Here is a 23,576-nt window from a genome sequence, read left to right on the forward strand (position 1 = left end):
TTTTTTTATTATTTAATTCTTTAAACATGTTATGATGGAATTAATGAAAAGTTTTAATCTTTAACATCGTTGGGTTTTTACATTATCAAGACACTGTTTTCTAGTCTAAATCCATCACATATCATAAATTTTAAAGGAGCTATTATGAACACCTTAAATCATATTACCAAAGTGAAAATCTATGAAATCCAATCATTTTTAGACATCCCTAGAAAACTTTCACCACTTGAGACATTACATATTGCTTTTAAATCACATCACATTAACTTCATTTATAACCAAATGAATAAAACCGAACAAGACTGTATTAAATCATTGCTAAACAGTAACGATAATCCCGTCACAGTTAATAAAGAAATTAAACATAAATGTCAATTATCACAACGTTTAGGCTTTATTTATAAGACATCTACAAATACATTTATGCTAGATACGCACTATTTAAATCAAATCAATACGCATGTTTTCGCTAATCATTACCAAAATAAAGTCCAAGACGAAGAAGGACAACTACTTATTCAACAATTAAATCAATTAGATAAAGAACTTTTCAATGCAATTCAACATACATCTTTGAAAGATTATTTATCAACTTTGAAATCGAAAAACTTACAAGACATTTTGAAATTTTATCAAATTAAAAGTCCGTCAAAAATTAAAAAATCAGACGCCGTCAATTTAATTAATGATACCTTTTTCAAAGATTATACATTGTTAGAAAATGTCTTTAATCATTTTAAACCGTCATCTTTGTTCATGTTACATCAAATCATTAAAAGTCATACCAATTATGACAATAGTATTGATTTGGCAGCCATAATAGCTAAACATCCAAAATTACATACTGTATCAGATGTGTTAGATCACTTATTTTTATTTAATTATAATGAGCGCTATAATATCGTATCTATTCCTTATGACGCTTTAGATTTCATCCAAAATTACATTCATGATAATGGTGGTATTGAGACATTCCTTAGCCACCAAGAGCAGCATATAGTTTCTGAGGATAATCAAGTACTCGAAGGTCTACGTCTAAATACTAAAAATACTGCGGGTAATGATGATATCTCTAGTGATTCTGTTAAAGAAGAACTGCAGGATCTAGAAACTGAAGTTCCAGAACTTGAAATCTATATGGATCCCGAAATTCGTCAAAATTTAGCTGAAGAACAACTAAACCAATTGAAAAATAATAAGAAAATGCAACAGTATGTAACACCTTTCAATATCTATTTTGCGATAACGAATTTATATGGATATGCATCATTAGAACGTGTGGTTCATTTAATGAAACACTTATACGACAGAGATATGACAGAAAAGGACATTAAAAATGAAATAGAAGCTATGAATATCAATGAATTAGTCATCGTCCAAAATGATATGTTATTACACCCAGTTATTCCTATGCTCGCAAATATTGATGAGATAGACGATCCACTAAAAGGATTTTATGAACCTAGCCATCTCGATGAATTATTAATATATGCAAATAATGAATTTTATACACGTAATACCAAGTTGAAACAATTCATCAAGTTTCTTAGAAATAACATAAAAGAAGATGATGATATCAAAAAGGAAAAAACCGTAAGATATATCTTATTCCACCTAAGAATAGCACCAGATGAAGCTCATGCAGTCGAGATGATGAATAACTTGATTAAACAAAATAAACTTTTACCAATACCAGATAAAAAGTTATCTAAACAAATTGAAAAAGGTTGGACACATCTACGTTTATGGAGTTTACGCGGTTATACTGTTAATGAAACAAAATCACTTTAATTATTTATACACAAAATGTTCATAGTTCATAAATAACTAAGTGCTTAAACATTCAAATCATTTTTGATAAGTGATACGCTATAATATGTAAGAATTTAAAATAATGAATATTGTATGAATAAAAGGAGTTCCAAACCTGATGAAAAAAAGAGTTCTACTCACGTTAATTTTATCTTTTGCACTTATCTTATCAGCCTGTGCAAATAAAAGTGAAGATGATAATGATCATGATTCACATAGTAGTGCCCATGCACCTAAAAATGCTAAGCAATTAAAGGAAAAAGATATTTTCACATCTAATAAAAACAATGCTACTATCAGTGAAGACGAAATGAATAAAGTATTAAAAAAATATCTACAAGTTAACAGTGATATTTTAGATAATAAGTACGTGATGCAACATAAATTAGACAGACAGAGTGATAGCAGCACTAAGATTACTAAAAAGCAATCCAAACAATTAAGTGAATTGTCTAATCTTGCAGTAAAAAACGACTTACACTTTAAAAAGTTTGTGAATAATAACAAGATTCCAAGTGAATATAAAGATCCAACTAATCGTATTATCAAATATTTTAAAGCACTTAATAGTACAATCGCTAACGTTGATGAAGACATTGAGCAATTGAATTATCAACCACAAAATTCAATCAATGTCGTAGACGTACCAACCAACTATGCAGGCGATGTAAACAAAAAGCAACAAGATAAAATCAAATCTTTCTTAGACAAGAAAAATATCAAAACTGATGTATTTGATAAATAAACTAAAAAGCTTCTAACCGTTATAAAATTTGCGGATTAGAAGCTTTTATTTATATCTTAAGCCAAATTGACATCACCCGACGTCTAAGTCACACTATAGATAGTTAAACTTTTTATTTACTCATTTAAAAAACATTTTGGAGAGTGACAAGATGAAGTTACGTGTATCTTTTGTAGTGCTCGCGATTTTATCAACAGTGTTAACTATTTTAACGTGTGCTAAATATCCCACTGGGTCTAATACAATCAGTTTGGATAAGCCTGTAGAACTTTGGTCTGCAATAGGTACTATGGTGGCAATGGCATTACCTGCACTCATATTATGTTTTTTCAACTATATGACAACCAGAATTATTTCAAGTATTCTTCAAATTATTGCGGTTCCAGTATGGGCATTATTGGCGCTTATCGCATTCTTTATGGAAAACTATTGGGTTGGCGTTACCGCTACTATATCTTCAATTTTAATTATAATAAGTGTTTTTGTAACGCTCATAGTGGATTCATCGAAACAAAAGAAAACGTCCACAAATTAAAATGTATCTATTTAGACTACTGGACGTCTTAAATTAAAAAAAGTGAAATGCCCCTATCATATAGGGGTATTTCACTCTTTTTTACATTTCAATAAGATAAGGTTTACAATTCTCGATTTTAGCAGTTAATGCTTCTTCTTTCGTTATTTGTTCTAAATACACAAAGATACATCTAATGACAACCTGATGGGCGACTATGACAATTTGATCTGCATTACGATCAACAATAGAATTGAAAAAAGTTGCTACTCTATCAAATACGTCTTGATAACTTTCTCCTTCTGGTGCTTTTTGAGTAAAGCTATGACGGAAATCTTTGAAGTTATCATCATTAAAATATTTATAAAAAGTTTCGTCCTGTGACACTTCTTTTTTATATTTCCCTTCAAAGACACCTAGCGATCTTTCTTTTAATAAATCAGTAAATGTTGTCGGTATATTATAAGGAAATATTGCTTCATACGTTTGTTGTGTTCTTAATAAGCTTGAAACGTATACATGATCAATGTTTTTATTCGTAAAATAATTCACCAATGCTTGTGCACTCTCCGTACCTTGTTCCGTTAATGGCACATTAAGTTGACCACAAAAATAAGGCTCCCCATACTTATTATCATAATTGGATTTAGATTCACCATGTCTTACTAAATATATTTTCATTTTGAATCTCCTCACTCATATTAACTTGTTTTACTTAATAATAAATTAATTGATAATCCAATTAAAATAATTCCTACCGCATAATCAAAAATAGCTTTAATTTTAGGATTACTGAACAGTAATTTAATATATTGAAATATAAAGACGCAGAATAGGAACCAACAACATGTTACAAGCACTACCGATAATGCTAAAACTGCAACTTGAGAGGTCATATGTATATTTCCTTGTGATAAGAATTGAGGTAATATACTCATGTAATAAAGTAATGCTTTAGGATTTAATATCGTACTTAAGAAACCTTGTCTATATGATGATAGATATGACACTTGATTTAAGTCTTGTTTTTTATCATTAAATGACATCGATTGACGTGCTGATAAGATAGAGCGTACGCCTAAATAGATTAAATAACATGCACCAAGTACTTTAATCAAAACAAAGACATAATATAAACTTGTTAATATGTATATAATTCCAAAAATAGCTAAACTAGCGTAAACTATATGACCCGTGGTAATACCTAATGCGGACATCATACCGTTTCTTTTTCCTGAATGGACCGTATTTTTCATTACAATTAGAAAATCAGGACCAGGTACAATGATGATTAAGAGTGAAATCAATATAAATGTTAATATACCTTCCAAAATGAATCCCTCCATAAAGCTATCGTATCAATCCATGCATAAACATACAACACTTCGAAAAATATTGAGAATTGACTAACTATTCATGCATATAAGATAAATAAAATTAAAAAATGAATGATATGATTGCATATTTATAATTAAATGTACACAACGAAAAATTTATTTTAGAATTAAGTTGTTTTAATTGGTATTTTAATATAATTCATGATATTATATACATGTAGTTAATAAGTAACTACAAAGTCTTTTATATTCATGAACATAATACTCCTGGATGGCGTTACCCAGCGTCATCCTCTTTTTTTTGTCTAAATTTAAATGATATATATTTTTATAATCACTTTTATCAACATATCTCTTCAATTATGATCAATCGATTAGGGTACGTAACCAATGAGGAGGTATATATGTTATGAAAATAGTGATTATTATTTTAGGTATACTCGTCATTTTGTCATGGTTTTATTTATTTTATACATATAGACAAAATGGTGATAAAAGTAATTCAATTAAAGTACAAAATATCATCCTTCTAGCATGTTTACTAACACTTTTAATGACCATTTTAGGTAGTATTTACGTCGAGTAATTGGGCTGGCTATTAAATAATTTAAAAAAAATAGAGATGTCCTTATCAATTAAGGTCATCTCTATTGCTATGTTACAATTATTTTTTTCGTAAAGCTTTTAAAATAAGTGATACCACGAAAATTAAAATAATTGAACCTAATAATGCTGGGAAGATATAAATTTTACCTAGTTCTGGTCCCCAATGTCCAAAGATCATTGAACCAACCCATGCACCTACGATACCAGCAATAATATTACCTAAAATACCGCCTGGGATATCTTTACCAAGAATTGCACCTGCAATCCAACCGATAAGACCACCTACGATGATCATTCCTATTAATCCGAACATGTGTCTTCACTCCTTTCAATACATAATAATCATTATGTCTACCTATGGTGTATACCCCATAATCACATCCCGAAACCATTTTAGTTAAAAATTTATTAAAACTAGTAAAAAAATAGATATTTATATATTGATAATTATTAACCATTCGTTTAAAATTTCTAATTGCAATTCATTCAATAACGTATGCACAATAAACAAATGGGATGGTACCGACTTATTATTTTCTAAGAATATGAAAGGTTGTATCATCTTGAACGCAAATAAAAATAAATTTTTCATTTTTAAAATAGGTTTCGACTTATTAAGTGCGATATCTATTATTTTAATTCTGACCATTATTACACTCAATTTTTATATTAATGGTCATTTACATGGTCAATTTGAGATGGGCTTTCATGTCGAAAGCAATCAAATTTATCTACTTTCTTTTCTTATTGTATTAATTATTTTAAGTAGTATAACTTCATTTTTATTAGGTCGTTTTAATAACAATAATTAAGAAAAGCTATGGCACTGACATTCAATCAGTTTCAGCCATAGCTTTTCTTTATTCGTGATTTATTTTTCGTTTATAGAGCGCTCAGTTTCATCCTCTTCATCATCCTCTAAAAATAATGTATCAATGACTTCATAAGCTGTTAACAATAGTCCTAGCGTCACTGCAGTATTCGCAGAATGATTGTCAAAGAACTTTACAACGCTAATTTTTTCTAAAAAATGAAAAAAGGCATTATCAATACCGTAATCAAAGTTAAAATAAGTAATTGCAATACCAATTGCAAACGTAAACATTAAATTAATACATACACCTTTAATTGCTTCATTCACCTTAGAATTGATTACCCATCACCCCATAAATATCAATAAATCATTATGTATACTTTAAGCTTAACAAAAATGACTAAGCAACTCCATACATGGAAAATTTCAAAGTCTTCAGATTCACATTGTTTATATATTAAATATCCCTCATGAAGTTTTTGAAAACAAAAAAGAACCTCATAGGCTAAGCCTACAAGGTTCCGACAATAAACTATATATTATTGTTCTTCTTTTATATAGACATATTTTATAACATTCCATCAACAATCAAAACGCCTATAAATCAGTATATATAGCTATGTCATCATTAAAGTAAAGTTCATACTCTTGCTCTTCGTTTCAAAATTATGCCCTTTTTTGCCCTTAAAATTGTTTGATTCCACGTGGAATCATCAGAAAGTTCTTCACTAACTTTTATAAATTTAGTTACTTGAGTTCTGTTTAAATTTACTGACTTTAATCAATTTGATCACTCACCATGCCAAGATCATTTTCTTTAACATGCTTTAATCTTCTGCTATTTCATAATTAGATTTACTAATTATACTGATCTTGCATTTCATGACGCCAAATTCATTTACCATTAACACACATAGTATAGTTACGAAATAATATTTGCCACTGTAACACAGGACGTTTCTCAGAACATAAAAAGAATACCATACCTATTTAAATAGATATGGTATTCTTTAAAGATTGAAAAAATATTGAAGATCTTAAAAACGAGTGACCAGCTCTACAAACATTATAACCGATTTCTAATGATTTAAACATAAAAATACCACACCTTTTAAAAAAGATGTGGCATAGCCTGATTTAGCTAAGTATAAACAATGGAGTATCGAATGAAAAAAAGGGTTAATTAAACTCTAGTATGTTCATAACCGATTTTAAGTGATTTAAACATAAAAAAACACCACTAATTAAAGTGGTGTGGGGGTTTTCATGAATATTATACAAAGGGGTAGAGCCAACTGGCTCCATTGACTCTACCATTGTTTAACCGATTTCTTACATTTTAAACATAGTATTCACTAAATAAATTAAAATATCTGTTAAACTAAAAATATATGAATTTTTAGTGAGGTGATGGTGCATTGACCTTTGTCATAGTATGCCTATATATACTCTGTGTTATTTGTCTTTTGCTGTTCTCTTATTATCTATACATGTTATTTAATTTAATAGACCACCATCATAAGATAATTTACACATTATGGACTATTTTATATGCAATATGTACGACGGTTATTATTATACTATTATTTAAATTCAGTTGATTCGATCATTACAATTCTTATTCAATACAGAAAACCACACTCTTATTTGAGTGTGGCGAAAAGCTATTTAAATGCGTAAGCAATTATGGAGCTGGGGAGCCCCATGTACAATTATAACATTTTTACTAATAAAAAACCACGATCATAATGAACGTGGTTGGAAGAATATAAAAGTTATTTAATGAGTGCTTATTTCATGTGATATTTAAAATATAACATATTATCATACGTAAACACAAATTTTAATATACCGTTTAAATAAAAAAGGCAATCACTATGATTACCTTTTATACAAATAGAAACAAGAGGGAATAATTCAAAGCAAAACCACTACAATTCTTTTGTAGTATTTATATCCCTAATCTCAATGTATCATTTTTTTACTAACGACGGAACCAAATTAATTTACATTTTTTCGACAATCATTTCATAAAAAAACCGTATCATAACTGATACGGTCAATGACTCTTAGTTAAAAAGTATTGCGAATTTACCCAGTGACATGCATAAGTAAACTAGTCAGGGATTTTTTATAGCTTTCTACAAAGGGTTGCATGTATTGTATATAATACCATAAAAATAAGAACAGTTAAATAAACTGTTCTTAAATAGTAACGAATATATGAGGTTATCAATTACTAATATATATAATATAATATTGAACTCTAAAATGCAAAAATTTACTATTTTATTTACGTAACTTTAGTTTCAAACTAAAGTACTCAATTTTGAGTACTTTAGATGTAAAAAGTTTTGGTTTTAGACATAGATTATAACACACTTACAAAGATTTTCACAATACAAAAAGATAGCCACTAGGACTATCTTTCGAAAGAAAACTAATAATGATGATAGAATGCCTCGTGAGAACGTAATTAATATCTCACTAATATTAATCTAACATTAACTTCTTATAAATATAACCCCAAATGAAGCATTTTACAAAAATAAAAAACTACCTTATTAAGATATGGTTAACGAAAGCTTTTCTAATAACAAGAGATTGGGTGAAAATCTAAAGGAAAATAATTATTTAATAAATAGAAGATAAATACCATATCTTAAATAAGTGTAGTAAAAACTATAGTTTTTTGAGTGTTTCAAGTTATACAAATGCATAACTCTTACATTAATGTAGCCATTTTTTTAAGTATTAAACATAGATAAGTAGATATATTCCTTCTTAAATCTCACTATTTAGATATTATTTTCCAATTCTTTTAAATCTCGCTCATTCTTTTCATCGTCTTGACCGATACTATCTATAAAAACTGGTGTCGCCACATTCATATCTACTATATCTATATATATTCGGTATTTATTCCACTTCTTCATCCCATTCGCCTATGTTAATTTCAAAATTACGATTTGTAATTTCTTGTTTATCTGTAAATAATTTATGATATTTACCCAACATATCACGAGCACGTAAGCGATCGCTAGGCTTAATAGGTACTTCTATTAGCTCAACATATTCATTATAAACTAACTGAACCTTACCATTCTGTGGATTCTCTTTATATTCACCACGTTTAACTACAACTTCCTTTGTTTCAGTCTCATCACCAACTGCTGAATTAGTTAATAGATGCAATAGCTCATTAGCGCTTAATACACTTTCATCTATAACTTTTTTCTTTTGCTCTTGGATATAATCATTAATATGTTTCTTCTTTAACAAGCGACACCCAGATACATGTGCCGTTTTAGGCGAATAACCAGCCGTTATAGCGCTCTGCGTAACATTTAATGTTCTAATATACTCATTCACAAAGCGCTCTTGTTTAGGTGTTAATTTGTCCATATACTCACTCCTTAATATAAAGATTGCCTACCCGTGAGGATAGGCGTTTAGTTTAGTTAACAACTCTATTCTTTCGAGCTATTTCTCGTAAGCTCATACCATCAATATTTTGCTGATGAATATTCTTAGATCTTTCAGAATTAGTTACACGATTCAAGCGTGCATATTCTTGAATAGATTGAGTGTCTCTCAATTTCTCTTTTCTATTCTCTTTTTCGACTTGAGCATTAATTTCTTCTCCAATACGGTCAACATTTTCCCAATCTTCATCAGTTATAATTACATTTCCATCTTCATCAGTACCAGCAATTAAACCAGCTATTACCTTTTTATATAATTCATCTTTTCTATCCATGTTGTCGCTCCTTTACAAACTTCATTTTTTGATTTGTACCTATAATTGGCAATTCACTATTAGAGACATAATACATTGGTGCATATTCTCTAAAATGAGGTCTTAGATCACTTCTTATTTGGGCATCTTCGTCGAAATTCTCGCGTCTATAAGGAATCGCATAACGTTCGAACTCCTCTGTGTATCGCTCGTTTAAATCATTAATTTCATCAATAATATCGTTGTATTGCTCAATGATTGGTTCAAATTTAGCTATTAGTTCTTGTTTTTCATCCTCATATAACTTGGGTAATTCAGATTGATGTTTAATCAATTCAATAGCTTTTTCTTTTCTAGTTTCATCAAATACTTCTTGTTTAGTAGTAAGACGTTTGTTAATAGCCTGTAATTGCTTTTCCTCTGTATCAGTTGTTTGATATAACTTATCTGCTTTATCATCTTCACCATTCGCTACTAACTGCTTATATTCCTCTTTATCTGCTTCGATTTTAGCTTGCAAGTCATTACGTTGTTGTTCTAATTCATTAATTGCTTTACGTTGATTAGTAATAAACTGGTTGTACTCTTCAAAATATGCTTCTGTTTTCATTTACACATTCTCCTTATACTAATTTAATTGTTTTTGTTGTCTTTCTCGTTTCAAGCGCTCTTTAATACGTTGCTTACGAGCTTTACCGTCTATCTTACGCTTTTCTTTTTCTAATTTGATTTCTTCTTGCATGGATTGACGTTTGTTATCTTTAGTTGAATTCACTAATTGTAAAATGTCATCACTAATTCGATTTAATAATTCATCATCAATCAAAATACTATCTTTTTGATACTTTTTAATTTGTCGTTGTTCATCATCAGAATATTGAGATAATAATTTATGAAATTGTTTTAAATCATTCCTTGAATGACGTTTATATTTGTGTAGCTTATCTCGTTCTTCAACAATAGATAATGCTAAATCTTCTATGTGATTCGACTCATAGGACAATTGCATAGTGTATGGATCAATAAACATTCTCGGATAGTGCAGTGCGTACATATCTTCTATTCGTTGTTCCCATTCATCAAATGCTTGTTTTAGGTATGCAGCATTATATTTTGTCTTTAGGTGCTTAACTGCAAATTTTTGTACTAATTCCAAATCACTACACCCTTTTATATTTCCATTTCTTCAATAGCATCAATACGTGCTTGACTGCCCTCTATTTGACGTTGAATACTATTGATAGCATTACGTCTATCAAGCTCATTCTCAATCATGTAATAGCCTCTGTGTGTCTTACTGTAGTTATATCCGATTGGATAATGATAGTTCAGTATTAAACTATTGATAGTTAAACGTAACCATCTTTCGTTTGTACGATTAACTGTCATACCTAATTGATTTAAAATATTTGTTTTAGTAATATATTTCTTAGACGTATTTCTTATCACATTGAGTACTTGGCGGTGTTCATCGGGTAAGTTGTACGTCTTTTCTTTTTCTGTTACTTTTTGCATCTTTTCCACCTCACTTTCATAATTACTTTATACCTTAATTATACTAAATTTACACGAAAAACACAAACTAATGTTCGTTATTTATGCCATTGTTACCTTTTCTTAACACACATTATTTTACCGTTAAATAAACTCTTAAAAGCATTTATGTAGTAAAATGTAGTATATCACCTAAAGAACTAATGTTCGTATTTGGAAAGATTCATACCCTAGTGTATTTCTACAACAATTAACATTTATTAGCTATATATAGGAGCCACACAACACATGTGACCCCTTATCAAGTTACTTATTCAAACTGTAATAAGATGACTTCAATTCACTTAACTTACGCTCTAACGCTTTGTAATCGTCTTGTGTAGCGTTCTCGTCTTGTACAAATTCAGTTACTAACTTCAATCCCTCAACTAACTCTGGTGCTGGTTCATTAATCCCTGTTGCTAACTGATACAACATTTCCATATTACCTATCACATCAGCATTACTAGACTGAACACCCTCAAGTTCTTCAACATTTAATCCACCCTCAATATAAGTGAACATATCAATGTTATTACTTTCTGCGAATGTTTGTAGTCCATACATGAAATATTCATTTTCGAATAATTGACTTGCCATCATATCACTTATAGATAGGTGCTTATCATCGTGTATTTCATAACCTGCATAATGCCCCTCAATACTTCTTATAAGCCCTTCAGTGTGCTTAGGAGACGCTAATTCAAACGCTTTTCTAACATTACAATCTTTAATGTAGATATGGCCGTACAAATTACCTTCCATGACCACATACACCATATCAAACGGATCGTTATATATTTTGAATCCAAACGGTGTCTTTCTACTACTTTCTAATAAACCTGTGTAATATCTTAATAACGTGCCTGCTCTTGTTTCAAATTGGGTCGCGATTATTTCTATGTTCATATTATTCCACTCCTTTATTGGTTACTCTTAATAACATAGGTAACCATGATGGTACTTCAGTTTGTTGCTCATATTCTGGATAACTAATTGCTAATGGTAAATTGGGTACTCGACCATCTAACAAATAACGCATTACATAACTACTTCTATACACAAGATCAAGATGTTCTTCCTTAACTAACTCAATCAACGCATACATTGTGAGCTTATTCCAACCACTCCAAAAAACGATATTCTTATCCTGATCATGTGTCACACTCGTTTTACCTTTATAGTCATGATCTAACTCTTTAAATAAATCTTCTAACTGATAAATAGGAATTTCTTTATGTTCTTTTACATAGTCGTACATATACTGTTTAAGTTGCTCTTTATCCATGTGATTCCTCCTTAACCAAATTAAATGTCACTGGTAACCAATGATACGTATTTATACACTCAGATTTCGCAATTGGAAAATTTAAACTTTTACCATCTACTATATAAATAAATGGCTCACACGTGTTCATTTCAATTAATCCTTCGTTAACTAAACTACTAACCACATTAAAAGCTTGTTCATTCCACCCATACCAAAATATAATGTTGTTGTTCTCTGCACTGGTATAAGCTCCGTTCCCTTTGTATTCAAAATGATACTCATCAAATATTTTTTCTATTTCTACAAACGATGTACCAGCATTTTCTGTTATATATTTAATAATCTTATTTTTTACATTGTTCATTTTAAAACCTCACACTATATAGTTTTTTCTCACACTAACCTGTAATCTAACGAATCCCTTTATATCAACATTCACACTACATTCCTTACACCTTACAGATAAAAAGCCTAGTTCATAATTTTATTTTTAAACACTTAATATTCTTATGGATTGTTATTTAAGTGTAAGGTGTAAGGTAGATGCAACAAATCAAGTTATATCAACAGTTTCAAGCCTTACACTACTCTGAGATTTCTTACACTTTACTGTAAGGTTTTTAAAATAGTTCCATTAGTATCGTAGATTTTATTAGTTGTTTCTTTCACATAGAATCTCTTAGTTTTTTCTTGAACTTTTGACCAGTAAGCCACAGATTTATAACCTAACTTTGATAACTCTTTAGAAAAATTCATTTTATTCATATGATGATAGCCGTTATTTGCACACCATATTTGATATATTTCATATGCTTTATCAGTATTACGCCCTTCTACTACTGGCAATTGTCTATAATCCTTGTCTGTCGCATCTTCTATGAACTGAAGAACTGGATTATTATCAAATTGATACTCCTCTTTTGTCTTTCTAGTAATTTTCGGTTCGATAATCTCGTTATTTTCTAATGTTCTTTTTAAACCTTTTAAAGCTAAATTAAGTAAGGCTGACATATTATGTGGCGTTATCAATTTGTTCAATAACATTGGATCTTTTTTCTGCCCACCTTTGCCGAACTTACGCAGCATAGGAATAATTACCATACGTCTATAAAAACCTTCACTCTTATCATTACTCATTGGTAACTCGTTACTTGCGAAGATGAGTTTTACATATGGCTTAAACTCAAAAGCGTCTTGCCCTTTAAATTCAAGTGTGATGTAGTTTCCTGTTACAATGATTTTGAAATTGCCCGTATCTTTAATACGATTAGGATCTATATCATCAGCTATATTTACTAGCTTTCCTTGTAAATTTGCAGGTTTAAATTTATCGTTTAAGTCATTAAAAGATAATGCTGTAGTATTTTCTGGATTATAGAAATGGTGCAATAATTTAAGTAAAGTAGTTTTGCCATTGCCTCCCGGACTATAGTAAAAGAATGCGACCTGTAAAAAGTTATCACGATATAAACCATAACCAATCATTTCGTAGATTAGTTGTTCTACTTCTTCATCGTCATTTGATATATCTTTAATAAACCGTTCTATTAAATCACTTTGTGCTTGTTCATTAAAATCAACATCAATAATATTGGTTATATAGTATTGAGGACTAAACGCCTTTAATTTTTCTTCAACAATATCGTATATGCCGTTTTTTAATCCTATATAGCGTGCTGAACATTGTTCTTGATAATTATTCATGCATAGAGTTTTTAACTTCTGATATACTTCCTTATTTTGTTGTTCTCGTAATGACGGGATATATTTGATAGTCATTTTACGCACAACATCTATATTAAGTGGCTCGTACTTCTTGCCTGTAAAAACATGGGGGCGATTGTCGATATAGCAACCGTGATATTCTTCATATAAAAATAATGCAAATTCATAAAACTTAAATCTATTCCCATCAAAGAAATCTTTTTCATCAAATATTGTTTTATTTTCCAAATAATCTGGAAATTTTGCCATAAAAAGCCTCCTTATCGATGTTCTCGTTTGTATATAGATTCAAATGTGGCGTTAAACTCTCTAGAACTCATTGGAGGGTTACAATTTTCATTCCACATATAGCAATATGCATATACTAATGGATCTGGCACACGTCTGTTTAGCAATACACCAATTAACGATGTTAACGTTTGGTTTCGGTTACCTGTAGATACACCAAAGGCGATAGACTTCCAAAATTCATTATCTCGACGTTTAGGATATTTGAATTTATTTGATTCATTATATTCGGATTTTAATTCTTTTAACCATTCTTCTAACTTTTGAGTCCCCAAAATTGGGGCGTCATTATATTGATGTAAGAACGGATATTTATCTTTTTGATATACGGGCAACGCCATCGCTCTGCTAGGTTGAAAACTCCCCTCGTCTACCCTATGACCTATCTTGCTTACTAACACTTTTGTATACTTGCGGTAATCATCTGCATTGACACGCTCATTTAATGGCACATACAAGCGTATTCTAGGGCTTTCTGTTTGATGATTAAACGTAGTATGCCAAAACCATGCAACGCCTTTTAAAGTGTCTGTAATTGCATCATGCAGTGGTCTCAAATTGGGTATATCATCATAATCCAACACTAGGACATCACGATAAATCACATTGTCATTGTTACGGTACTTTTTGTATTCTTTACCATCTTCATCAATACCATCTTTTATATCACCATATACAGCTACACCACGTGCATACTTATTAGTATTATTTTGTGGTATTGATAACCTATTAACTAACTCACTCCATTTAGGTTGCGAAAAATTTTTAAAGGAACGAGAATCTAGGTTGTTATACCAAATCACAGATATTTGGGTATCGTGTTCTAGCTTTATTTTGTTCAATTTCTTCACCTCTAGTGATTAACAGGACAGAAAATGATATAATATATAAAGAGTATTTTATTAACTGCTCTGTTAATTTATTAAATTTCTATGCGTTACTTTCGCTTTGGTCGGTTGGAAGTAACGCTTTTATTTTGTCTATTTCGTCTAATGCATTATGTCTATTTATTGCAACATCGCTATTTACGTGTTTAACATCATTTAATAATGATTTTATAACGCTAGATAACACATAATCGTGTTGTATTGCCTCTTTAACTATTTCAACTTGTATACGCTCATTATTGTTTAACAAGGATTCTCGAAATTTTTCATTTTTAGTCATATTATCCTCAACTAAATGCATCAAAGCATGTAATTTCATATTTAGATCCGTGTGTATAACATCATTCACCATTTCATTAATATAATATTGTAATTTTTCCATTTTATTCATTATCCCATTCAAAATTATTTACTAATCTCTCAGAAACTACTTCACATATAAACTGAAGTTGCTTTTCTCGATTAATTGTTTCAGTCCATTCTTGGTTACCCTCACTTACTGTATGAGTATATTCAGTACGTTTATCATTTATAGCTGATTCTAAAATTTCATGTAATTCTTTGATTATTGCTAATTGTTCCTTATTCATCTTGGTTATCTCCTTTATATTCAAATTGATTTGCTACCGGTATACTTAAAACTTGTATCAAGAACGTAATCGCTAAACCATGTAAGAAATCTATGTTCATTGCATACAATGTGCCAATAGCAGTTGCTAGTATTGAAAGTAAAATATATAACTTCATTTGTTTCACTCCTTATAAATATTTTTTGTGTTTTTTCTGGAGAAATTGCTCAAATTTTTCTACATTCACCAGTGTTAATGTACTACTGATATCTACGTATAAATTATCAATCCCTAAATTATCTCCATCATATGAGATGAGTAATCTCCGGATAGTTGAATAACTACAATTAAATATTTCTCCTAGTAACTTGGGCTTAGCGTATTTTATAGGAAATACTATTTGTCCTTTCTCTAGAGCGGTATTTTCCTTAGTTGGTAGATCTTGTAATTTTATTCTTGGCATTTATTACCCTCCTAAACATAGCAAAACATAGATATAAATTAAAAAAATATTTCATCAACAGTAATTTTTGGAAACAATTCTTGTCTTAACATATTTCTAAAATGTAGCATTTCTTTTTGATTAAAATTTACCTGTCCTATTTCTTTCATACGATATGCTTGAACAGATATATCAAATTCTTTAGCCATAGCTTTTTGAGATTTGCCTAACATTTTTCTGTAACCAACAATTTTATTCATTCAATCACCTCGCTTATACATAGTAAAACATAACATTATTTTAAAGTCAACATTTAACATAGAAAAACATAACGTTTTATTATATAATTATCATGAGGTGAAATAATGAATAAAAGTGAGATAGGTAAAAGAATTAAGCAAATTAGATTGAGTTTAGGATCTTCTATGATTAAATTCGGTGAACAAATAGACGAAATTTCACCTGTAAAATCTGGCGTAATATCTAACTGGGAGAATGGCAAACAGATTCCTAATAAAAAACGAATAAGTAAAATAGCAAAATTAGGAAATATATCTATAAATGAATTACTTTATGGTAACCCATCAACATTTTTATTTGACAATTTAAATATTTATGATGAATATGGTTTTGGTAATTTAGCAGACTTAAGTTTTCAAGGTCGAATGTATATTGTTCAAATGTGCATTCAAGAATATTTAAAATTCAAAGCAAAAACCACTGAAAAAAATTTAAAATCATTAAAAAATGATGGAATAAAAGATTACGGTGAGTTACTAAGTTTTTCAAATAATAATTTAGAATTAATTATCCAAAATATGATCTCAATATTTGATAACTCTCTTAAAAGTCTTGAGAATATAGATCCAGAAAAAATCAAAAAAGTAAGTGGCAATAACTTTATATATGAAAAATATCTAAATAATGAAGAAATCACTGTTTCAGAAAAATTGAATAACTTCGGTCGTATTAATGTATTTGAATTAAAAAATTTAATTTATAAACATGAGCATTCTGAAAACTATCCAATAATAAATATACTAAACGATTTAATTAAATATAGCATTTATATATCTAACAACAATCAAATTGATCAAGAAATTATAGATGAGATAGAAAATTTTCTAGCCTCAAATATTAGAGTTGATTTAGAAACTGAACTTTTTAAAAACACATTACTTGAAAACTCTTATTTATCTGATTATATAAAGAATCATCTTGTCGTCGACATGGAGGAATTAGAAAAAGGTTTAAATTCCGTTAATCCCGATAACAACTCACAATAATATTTAAGGAAGTTAATTCACATTTCGCATCATGAATTTGCTTGTAATAAGGAGATGTTCAACATAATCTCTTTTAACACATAACATAGACTTCAAAATACAAATAATTAGGAGGACATTATAAAATTTGGTAAATACAAAATTTGAAATGACAATTCAATAATTAAAGATAGTAATGAATAATTTTGTTCCAATTTAAAACAAAATAAAGACACCGTTACGGACCAAGGACCGGAACGGAAAGGAGAAACTCGAGATATTGTCGGTAAGACTTCTGGTTTTGGTAGTTTATACTTATTTGTTTATTGATAATGCTAATTACAGGATTAGAGAAAGAAGAATAATATAAATAAAGGAGAAATGTAGAATGTACTTCAATGATTGGAAAGTTACTATTAACGGAAAAGGATCACATGATGTTGTGACAAATGAAGATACTTTGTTAATTTTGCAAGATTATCAACATGTTGAAATAGCATTAAAATTAGTAAACGATACCATTCAAGTGAAATCATTAGGCTATGGAGAGGATGTAAGCATTAACCCTATAACAAAAGAAATCACAGTTAATGTAACAAACTTACTAGAAGATGATGAATAATTAAACAAAGGGGAAATGTTAGGTGAAAGAAAACTATTTAAAGATTGATATAATTCCTGACAATACAAACTATTGGCTAATACGGACAAATGGGGGAAGTTGGTACAATGATTTTAAATACAATGATCATGTATCTATAACTAACAACATTGTAGATTTAAACACTTTAAAAGAAATTAATAAGTTAGAAGACTACAAAAAAGTAATAACTTCAAAAAATGATAGTAAGCAGAAAGAGTTAAAACAAGCACTTTTAAACTTATCTGAAAATGAAAGAGAAAAAATATTAGAAAAAAGTAATTTAACCAAAAGAAATATCACTGATTTAAGTAAGCGACTATTTGAATTTATACATGAAATTAAAATAGGTGATTACATAGTTATCCCTAATTACAGATCTTTCGAATTCTCTATTGGGATAGTTATTAGCGATGCAATTGAGTATAACGATAAAGAAATCCAACAACTCAAAACAGATAGTAAGAAGCAAGATTATAAATATTCGAATAACAAACTTCATAGAAAGATAAAATGGTTAAAAGAAACGTCTCGTTACCGCATTGATCCTAAAATATTAAACAAGCTTCAAATGCACCAAACAATAATAAATTTATCTGAATATAAAGAAGCAATTAATTACTTAATAAATCCAATCTATATTCAAAACAATCATTTACACATAAATATAGATATAAAAAGAAAAGAAGATATTTCACCCCAACTTTGGTTTGAATTTAATAACTTAATAAAGTTATACACTGAAAGTACTTCGTTTCAATTTAAATCACAGAAAATAGACGTACAAAGTCCTGGCATAATCGAATTCATTTCATTCATTCCATTTGATTTTATTAAAAAGGCTTATTTCGATAATGAAGAAGCGTTTAGTATTACTAGTTGGATAGCCAATTTCATTCTTTTTTACCAAATATTTAAAGGTAAAGAAATAAAATCTATAAGTGGGATAGAGTTTCAAGAAAAGGTTCCAAATGATATTAAAGAATTAAGAAATGACGCTGAAAGAGAGAAACTAAAGACCGATATTGCAAAATATGAACTTGAAAGAATGCAAATAGAGGCATCACTACGTAAACTTGAACAAAAAAATAATGAGACTAATTCTAATATTTTAGAAGTTCCCGAAAAATTTGAAAGCGAAATTAAAAACGAAGATGAAAGCGTATCCCAAAACGATTCTGATAATAATTAATAACCTCTACTTTGATCAAAGTTATAAAAATTATATAAAATACTAAGAAACTTAAAGTAAAATTCAAATCAAATAACATAGAAATTTTAATTGACAAATTAAGAATCACTATAACAATAACAATGTGAGTCATCACAAATTTTATATAATTCAAGCTTTCACCTACTTTTTCTTTTATTATAACATTTTTTGACACCTGGTACTAATTTATAAGGAGGGATAACAAATGTGGCATGAGAAATTCACTAACAAACATGGCGAAGTACAATATCGCTATTATGAGAAGTACAAAGACCCTCTCACAAACAAATGGCGGCGTGTTAGCGTGGTTCTTAATAAGAATGGTAAGCAGTCACAAAAAGAGGCTCAAAAGCGCTTAAATGAGCGTATAGAGGCGAAGTTAAATGATAAGACACCGACAACGTTAAAGTCACTAACTTTCCATGTCGCATGTGATGAGTGGTTAGAACATTATAAAAATCATTCTGGTTCAAAGGCTACAACAATCAAAGAAAAGGTAAGCAATTCAAACACAGTTAAAAATGCTATAGATAAAGAAGTGCTGATAAACAACATTACTCATACTTATCTACAAGATATAATTAACAACTGGGCTAGTATACATAGTAAAGGACACGTTCAGTCTCTTGTTATTATCATTCGTTCTGTTTTCAAATATGCGTTTAAATATTACGATCTACAAGATATAAGTGTACTAGATAAAATAGATATTCCTAAAAAGGCTAAAACTAGAGATGAACTACAAGCTAAACGTAATAACTATTTAGAAGATAGTGAAATTAAAGAGTTACTTAGTTGCTTTGATTACCTAATTAAGCACAAAAAACATTCAACAAGAAAGCGTAATTATAAAATGGTCAAAGCTATAGTACAGTTTCAAATTGCTAATGGTATGCGTATCGGTGAGCTACTTGCAATAAAGAGGGAAAATATAAACTATGAAGATAAAACGCTAGATATCGACGGTACAATTAATTGGGTAACTGATAAAGAGACGGGAGCATTCGGAGTAAAAGAGACGACTAAAACAAGTAAAAGCTATAGAACAATCGGACTCACTACCCAAAGTATTAACTTACTTAAAACACTTATTTTGGATAATAAGAAAGAAAACCAGTGGAATGAAGATTTTATTGATAGAGGATATGTATTCACTAATACAGCTGGTAGTCCTATAGACTTAAACAAAGTGAATAGCATTATTAAAGAGGCTACTGAGATTAGTTCAATAAAGAAACGTGTTACAACGCACACATTACGTCACACGCATATATCCACACTTGCACAATTAGGGATTAACTTAAAAGCTATACAAGAGCGTGTAGGACACTCAGACTATAAAACCACACTAGAGATATACACACATGTTACTGATCAAATGGCTAAAGATATGATGGATAAATTGGAAACTATCAATATTGTTTGAAATACGTCTATATCAAAGGCGTATTTTTTAGGTTTAAAAAGCAAAATCGTCATATAATGCCCTTTTTCTGCCCTTTTTCTATATTTAAAAACACAAAAATAACCCCATAAGCCTATGCTTACGGGGTTTTACAATAAACTATATATTATTGTTCTTCTTTAACATATGGTAATAAAGCCATATGACGTGCACGTTTGATAGCAGCTGTCAACATACGTTGATATTTAGCTGAAGTACCAGTTACACGACGTGGTAAAATTTTACCGCGTTCTGAGATAAAACGTTTTAATAATTCAGTGTCTTTATAATCGATATGTGTAATACCATTTGCTGTGAAATAGCATACTTTTTTACGACGACGTCCGCCTCTTCTTGGTCCACCTGCCATGATTAACTGCCTCCTTTTAATTGTATTTTTAAATTAGTTATTTTTTAGAATGGTAAATCATCATCACTAATATCAATAGGTCCGTTCGCATTCGCAAATGGATTATCTGATTGATTTGAATTAGGTTTTGATGAATTGTTGTTATACGAAGTATTTTGTCCTGATTGTTGACCACCGAATCCTTGACCATAGTCTTGGAATTCGTTGTTTTGTGAACGTTGGCCACCGCCATTTTGTGAATTCTTAGGTTCAAGGAATTGAACACTGTCACAAACGACTTCAGTAACAAAGATACGACGACCTTCTTGATTTTCATAACTACGTGACTGTATGCGACCATCAACGCCAGCTAAACTACCTTTAGATAAGTAGTTATTTACATTTTCTGCTTGTCTTCTGAAAACAACACAGTTAATGAAATCTGCTTCGCGTTCCCCTTGAGCATTCGTGAAAGTACGATTAACTGCTAGAGTAAATGTCGCTACACTTACGCCTGAGGGAGTGGTTCTGTATTCTGGATCTTTCGTTAAACGACCTACTAATACAACTCTATTTAACATTTAAACGCCCCCGTCAAATTATTACTTATCTTGGTCTTCACGGATAACGATGTAACGAATGATATCGTCATTGATTTTAGCTAAACGTTGGAATTCGTCAGTAGCTTTGTTGTTATCTGATTTGATACGTACGATGTTATAGAAACCTTCTTTGAAATCATTGATTTCATAAGCTAGGCGACGTTTACCCCAGTCTTTTTCTTCTAAAACTTCTGATCCTTCTGAAGCTAAGATACCGTTAAAGCGTTCAACAACTGCTTTTTTCGCATCTTCTTCAATGTTTGGACGTACGATGTACATAATTTCATATGTTCTCATTGTATATTTGCACCTCCTTGTGGTCTATACGGCTTATCATCATTTTGTGATAAGCAAGGAATAATTTTCATTACTCACAATCAAGAATTATAGCACAGAGTATTACTTTTTACAATCATATTTGAAATTATAATAAACGAAATGACAAACATATAGGCACTATATCCTCTTTTTGATATTCACTCGATATAGTAACTGATTTTAATATAATTTTTTCAACCAATTTTTATAACAATCAATATGAATATACATAATAAAATCATTCTTTATATTGTGTAAGTCGTATCATTGTAAATAAAAATTAATTGTAATAACATCATCATTGCGTTTTCAATTCAATTGCATTTAATTTTTTATAAATAAAGGAGAACTTTTATGTTAAAGAAACTATCTTACTCGATGTTTGCTGCAACAATGTTTACTACAATTTCAGGCATTAATTTATCATATGCAGATGAAAATTCAAATAATACAAACGATACTCAAAGTAAAAAAGGTACAATGGGCTACGGCTATCAACAATATATGAAAAAGCACCCAGAAAAAGCTAAAAACGATACACAAAATCGATCTACTTTTTCAACTAAATCGCGCGCTGCAACAACTAATAGTGGTGAACGTGTACTTGATATTTCCGAATGGCAAGGTAACTTAACCGATGCTCAAGTAAAACAATTGAAGAAAAATTATGATTTTATCATTATTCGTGGACAATATGGTTCTGAATATGTAGATAAATGTTTAGAACACAATTCTGCCTTGTTAGATAAAAACAATATGAAATTCGGTGTTTATTCATATAGTATGTACGAAAATGCTGACGATGCTCGTTATGAAGCGAGAATGTTATACAATCGTGCGCCAAAAGCAGAATTTTATATCAACGACTATGAACAACAAACGGTTACTTCTGGCGATGCGAACACTGCTACAGTAGCATGGGCTGATCAAATGAAAAAACTAGCTGGTAATAAGAAAGTATTATTCTATTCATACGAAAACTTTATGGTTAATAATGTGGCTAATGCAGTGAGTTCATATGACGGTTATTGGTTAGCTTCATATCAGGCTCAAGAGCCAACTCGAGAAAAAGTGTTATGGCAATATACAGATAGTTTCTATTCATCAGAACTAAATCAAAATGTAGATGCTAACTATGTTGATTCAAATGTAAGCACAAACTGGTTTACATCATAAATGTGTAAAAACACTTCACAAATACGAACGTTTGTTCTATAATGGGTGTGAGGTGTTTAACATGAACTTAAATTTAGATTGGAATAAAGACTTTCAAGAATTTCAAGATATTTTAAATTGTGGTTTGCACCCTGAATGGTTATACAATGCCAAAGCTAATATGATTTTAGTACCTGCTTATACTGGTGAAGGCAAACAATTTTTTAGAACTACAGATATTCTTAAAGCAAGTGAGGTTATTCCTTTCTTTTAATATAATAATGTTGTATTTAAGCAATGTAGTCTTGT

General features: G+C 29.9%; 33 protein-coding genes and 1 pseudogene. 11 read left to right on the top strand and 23 right to left on the bottom strand.

Going from position 1 to position 23,576, the window contains the following annotated elements; all coding sequences use genetic code 11:
* Positions 1 to 144: 144 nt before the first annotated feature.
* From ACZ267_RS06080 to ACZ267_RS06090, 3 genes are all read left to right on the top strand, one after another.
* A complete protein-coding gene (locus tag ACZ267_RS06080; protein ID WP_002467108.1) occupies positions 145 to 1,791 on the top strand; it encodes a hypothetical protein in 1,647 nt (548 codons plus the stop codon).
* A 139-nt stretch (positions 1,792 to 1,930) separates the two neighbouring features.
* Positions 1,931 to 2,557: an NDxxF motif lipoprotein gene (locus ACZ267_RS06085; protein ID WP_002467102.1), complete on the top strand. Its 627-nt coding sequence runs from the start codon at positions 1,931 to 1,933 to the stop codon at positions 2,555 to 2,557.
* A 151-nt stretch (positions 2,558 to 2,708) separates the two neighbouring features.
* Positions 2,709 to 3,092, top strand: a complete 384-nt coding sequence (locus tag ACZ267_RS06090; protein ID WP_002467114.1) for a hypothetical protein — start codon at positions 2,709 to 2,711, stop codon at positions 3,090 to 3,092.
* Positions 3,093 to 3,173: 81 nt separating this feature from the next.
* Here the strand turns inward: ACZ267_RS06090 and ACZ267_RS06095 are convergent, their stop codons facing one another.
* Both ACZ267_RS06095 and ACZ267_RS06100 read right to left on the bottom strand, forming a co-directional pair.
* Entirely contained in the window at positions 3,174 to 3,752 is a 579-nt protein-coding gene (locus tag ACZ267_RS06095) for a histidine phosphatase family protein (RefSeq protein ID WP_002467117.1), read from the bottom strand.
* A gap of 20 nt (positions 3,753 to 3,772) precedes the next feature.
* Positions 3,773 to 4,402, bottom strand: a complete 630-nt coding sequence (locus tag ACZ267_RS06100) for a LysE family translocator (protein ID WP_002451495.1) — start codon at positions 4,400 to 4,402, stop codon at positions 3,773 to 3,775.
* Positions 4,403 to 4,817: 415 nt separating this feature from the next.
* Here ACZ267_RS06100 and ACZ267_RS06105 point away from each other — a divergent pair, with 415 nt between their 5' ends.
* On the top strand, positions 4,818 to 4,994 hold the full coding sequence (locus ACZ267_RS06105; protein WP_002467100.1) for a hypothetical protein: 177 nt from the start codon (positions 4,818 to 4,820) through the stop codon (positions 4,992 to 4,994).
* A gap of 78 nt (positions 4,995 to 5,072) precedes the next feature.
* Here the strand turns inward: ACZ267_RS06105 and ACZ267_RS06110 are convergent, their stop codons facing one another.
* The gene (locus ACZ267_RS06110; protein WP_002451497.1) at positions 5,073 to 5,327 is read right to left on the bottom strand and encodes a GlsB/YeaQ/YmgE family stress response membrane protein; all 255 of its coding nucleotides are present in this window, start codon (positions 5,325 to 5,327) and stop codon (positions 5,073 to 5,075) included.
* A gap of 250 nt (positions 5,328 to 5,577) precedes the next feature.
* On the opposite strand from ACZ267_RS06110, the gene ACZ267_RS06115 reads away from it, so the two are divergent.
* Positions 5,578 to 5,826, top strand: a complete 249-nt coding sequence (locus ACZ267_RS06115; protein WP_002467107.1) for a hypothetical protein — start codon at positions 5,578 to 5,580, stop codon at positions 5,824 to 5,826.
* A gap of 59 nt (positions 5,827 to 5,885) precedes the next feature.
* Here ACZ267_RS06115 and ACZ267_RS06120 read toward each other — a convergent pair whose 3' ends face one another.
* The 17 genes and pseudogenes from ACZ267_RS06120 to ACZ267_RS06200 all read right to left on the bottom strand — a co-directional run bounded on the left by ACZ267_RS06120 (position 5,886) and on the right by ACZ267_RS06200 (position 16,541).
* Entirely contained in the window at positions 5,886 to 6,155 is a 270-nt protein-coding gene (locus ACZ267_RS06120) for a hypothetical protein (RefSeq protein ID WP_002467118.1), read from the bottom strand.
* 2,471 nt (positions 6,156 to 8,626) lie between these two features.
* Entirely contained in the window at positions 8,627 to 8,764 is a 138-nt protein-coding gene (locus ACZ267_RS06125) for a hypothetical protein (protein ID WP_002467112.1), read from the bottom strand.
* Positions 8,763 to 9,233 (bottom strand): annotated as a pseudogene (locus tag ACZ267_RS06130) (terminase small subunit); the annotation flags it as partial. The gene ACZ267_RS06125 and the pseudogene ACZ267_RS06130, both read right to left, overlap by 2 nt.
* Positions 9,234 to 9,285: 52 nt before the next feature.
* Positions 9,286 to 9,588 carry a hypothetical protein gene (locus ACZ267_RS06135; RefSeq protein ID WP_002467101.1) on the bottom strand — a complete coding sequence of 101 codons (303 nt, stop codon included), beginning with the start codon at positions 9,586 to 9,588 and terminating at the stop codon, positions 9,286 to 9,288.
* Positions 9,581 to 10,177, bottom strand: a complete 597-nt coding sequence (locus tag ACZ267_RS06140) for a hypothetical protein (protein WP_002467104.1) — start codon at positions 10,175 to 10,177, stop codon at positions 9,581 to 9,583. The genes ACZ267_RS06135 and ACZ267_RS06140 overlap by 8 nt, the downstream gene beginning before the upstream one ends.
* A gap of 18 nt (positions 10,178 to 10,195) precedes the next feature.
* Positions 10,196 to 10,723, bottom strand: a complete 528-nt coding sequence (locus ACZ267_RS06145) for a hypothetical protein (RefSeq protein WP_031464129.1) — start codon at positions 10,721 to 10,723, stop codon at positions 10,196 to 10,198.
* 14 nt (positions 10,724 to 10,737) lie between these two features.
* The gene (locus tag ACZ267_RS06150) at positions 10,738 to 11,082 is read right to left on the bottom strand and encodes a hypothetical protein (RefSeq protein ID WP_002467111.1); all 345 of its coding nucleotides are present in this window, start codon (positions 11,080 to 11,082) and stop codon (positions 10,738 to 10,740) included.
* A 285-nt stretch (positions 11,083 to 11,367) separates the two neighbouring features.
* Complete coding sequence (locus tag ACZ267_RS06155; protein ID WP_002467115.1) at positions 11,368 to 12,009, bottom strand: pathogenicity island protein; 642 nt, start codon at positions 12,007 to 12,009, stop codon at positions 11,368 to 11,370.
* A 1-nt stretch (position 12,010) separates the two neighbouring features.
* Positions 12,011 to 12,388, bottom strand: a complete 378-nt coding sequence (locus ACZ267_RS06160) for a hypothetical protein (protein ID WP_002467110.1) — start codon at positions 12,386 to 12,388, stop codon at positions 12,011 to 12,013.
* A complete protein-coding gene (locus ACZ267_RS06165) occupies positions 12,381 to 12,734 on the bottom strand; it encodes a hypothetical protein (protein ID WP_002467109.1) in 354 nt (117 codons plus the stop codon). Before ACZ267_RS06165 ends, ACZ267_RS06160 begins: the two co-directional genes overlap by 8 nt.
* A 242-nt stretch (positions 12,735 to 12,976) precedes the next feature.
* Positions 12,977 to 14,344 carry a DNA primase family protein gene (locus tag ACZ267_RS06170; protein WP_002467121.1) on the bottom strand — a complete coding sequence of 456 codons (1,368 nt, stop codon included), beginning with the start codon at positions 14,342 to 14,344 and terminating at the stop codon, positions 12,977 to 12,979.
* Between the two features lie 11 nt (positions 14,345 to 14,355).
* Positions 14,356 to 15,225 carry a primase alpha helix C-terminal domain-containing protein gene (locus ACZ267_RS06175; RefSeq protein ID WP_002467116.1) on the bottom strand — a complete coding sequence of 290 codons (870 nt, stop codon included), beginning with the start codon at positions 15,223 to 15,225 and terminating at the stop codon, positions 14,356 to 14,358.
* Positions 15,226 to 15,313: 88 nt separating this feature from the next.
* Positions 15,314 to 15,652 (bottom strand): hypothetical protein, encoded by a 339-nt coding sequence (locus ACZ267_RS06180; protein WP_002467122.1) that lies wholly within the window; start codon positions 15,650 to 15,652, stop codon positions 15,314 to 15,316.
* Between the two features lies 1 nt (position 15,653).
* Positions 15,654 to 15,860, bottom strand: a complete 207-nt coding sequence (locus ACZ267_RS06185) for a TscA family type II toxin-antitoxin system antitoxin (protein WP_079449082.1) — start codon at positions 15,858 to 15,860, stop codon at positions 15,654 to 15,656.
* Positions 15,853 to 16,017 (bottom strand): hypothetical protein, encoded by a 165-nt coding sequence (locus ACZ267_RS06190; protein ID WP_171991403.1) that lies wholly within the window; start codon positions 16,015 to 16,017, stop codon positions 15,853 to 15,855. Before ACZ267_RS06190 ends, ACZ267_RS06185 begins: the two co-directional genes overlap by 8 nt.
* 12 nt (positions 16,018 to 16,029) lie before the next feature.
* A complete protein-coding gene (locus ACZ267_RS06195; protein ID WP_031464128.1) occupies positions 16,030 to 16,302 on the bottom strand; it encodes a hypothetical protein in 273 nt (90 codons plus the stop codon).
* Between the two features lie 38 nt (positions 16,303 to 16,340).
* Positions 16,341 to 16,541, bottom strand: coding sequence for a hypothetical protein (locus ACZ267_RS06200; RefSeq protein WP_002467106.1), 201 nt, complete (start codon positions 16,539 to 16,541; stop codon positions 16,341 to 16,343).
* A 105-nt stretch (positions 16,542 to 16,646) separates the two neighbouring features.
* Here ACZ267_RS06200 and ACZ267_RS06205 point away from each other — a divergent pair, with 105 nt between their 5' ends.
* From ACZ267_RS06205 to ACZ267_RS06220, 4 genes are all read left to right on the top strand, one after another.
* Positions 16,647 to 17,567 (top strand): helix-turn-helix domain-containing protein, encoded by a 921-nt coding sequence (locus tag ACZ267_RS06205; RefSeq protein ID WP_050969315.1) that lies wholly within the window; start codon positions 16,647 to 16,649, stop codon positions 17,565 to 17,567.
* 367 nt (positions 17,568 to 17,934) lie between these two features.
* Positions 17,935 to 18,168, top strand: a complete 234-nt coding sequence (locus ACZ267_RS06210; protein ID WP_002466547.1) for a hypothetical protein — start codon at positions 17,935 to 17,937, stop codon at positions 18,166 to 18,168.
* Positions 18,169 to 18,190: 22 nt separating this feature from the next.
* Positions 18,191 to 19,378 (top strand): hypothetical protein, encoded by a 1,188-nt coding sequence (locus tag ACZ267_RS06215; protein ID WP_002466544.1) that lies wholly within the window; start codon positions 18,191 to 18,193, stop codon positions 19,376 to 19,378.
* A 226-nt stretch (positions 19,379 to 19,604) separates the two neighbouring features.
* Positions 19,605 to 20,825, top strand: a complete 1,221-nt coding sequence (locus ACZ267_RS06220; protein WP_002466541.1) for a tyrosine-type recombinase/integrase — start codon at positions 19,605 to 19,607, stop codon at positions 20,823 to 20,825.
* 145 nt (positions 20,826 to 20,970) lie between these two features.
* Here ACZ267_RS06220 and rpsR read toward each other — a convergent pair whose 3' ends face one another.
* Genes rpsR through rpsF form a run of 3 tightly spaced genes read right to left on the bottom strand, consistent with a single transcriptional unit; the run spans position 20,971 to position 22,091 of the window.
* A complete protein-coding gene (rpsR, locus tag ACZ267_RS06225; RefSeq protein ID WP_002451519.1) occupies positions 20,971 to 21,213 on the bottom strand; it encodes a 30S ribosomal protein S18 in 243 nt (80 codons plus the stop codon).
* Positions 21,214 to 21,257: 44 nt separating this feature from the next.
* The gene (gene ssb / locus ACZ267_RS06230; RefSeq protein ID WP_002466536.1) at positions 21,258 to 21,773 is read right to left on the bottom strand and encodes a single-stranded DNA-binding protein; all 516 of its coding nucleotides are present in this window, start codon (positions 21,771 to 21,773) and stop codon (positions 21,258 to 21,260) included.
* Positions 21,774 to 21,794: 21 nt separating this feature from the next.
* Positions 21,795 to 22,091 (bottom strand): 30S ribosomal protein S6, encoded by a 297-nt coding sequence (gene rpsF, locus ACZ267_RS06235; protein ID WP_002451521.1) that lies wholly within the window; start codon positions 22,089 to 22,091, stop codon positions 21,795 to 21,797.
* Positions 22,092 to 22,466: 375 nt separating this feature from the next.
* On the opposite strand from rpsF, the gene ACZ267_RS06240 reads away from it, so the two are divergent.
* Together ACZ267_RS06240 and ACZ267_RS06245 are read left to right on the top strand one after the other, a co-directional pair.
* On the top strand, positions 22,467 to 23,288 hold the full coding sequence (locus ACZ267_RS06240) for a GH25 family lysozyme (protein ID WP_002466546.1): 822 nt from the start codon (positions 22,467 to 22,469) through the stop codon (positions 23,286 to 23,288).
* Between the two features lie 61 nt (positions 23,289 to 23,349).
* The gene (locus tag ACZ267_RS06245) at positions 23,350 to 23,541 is read left to right on the top strand and encodes a hypothetical protein (RefSeq protein WP_002451523.1); all 192 of its coding nucleotides are present in this window, start codon (positions 23,350 to 23,352) and stop codon (positions 23,539 to 23,541) included.
* The last annotated feature ends 35 nt before the right edge of the window (positions 23,542 to 23,576 follow it).

The sequence above is a fragment of the Staphylococcus sp. AC872 genome, assembly GCF_979255425.1.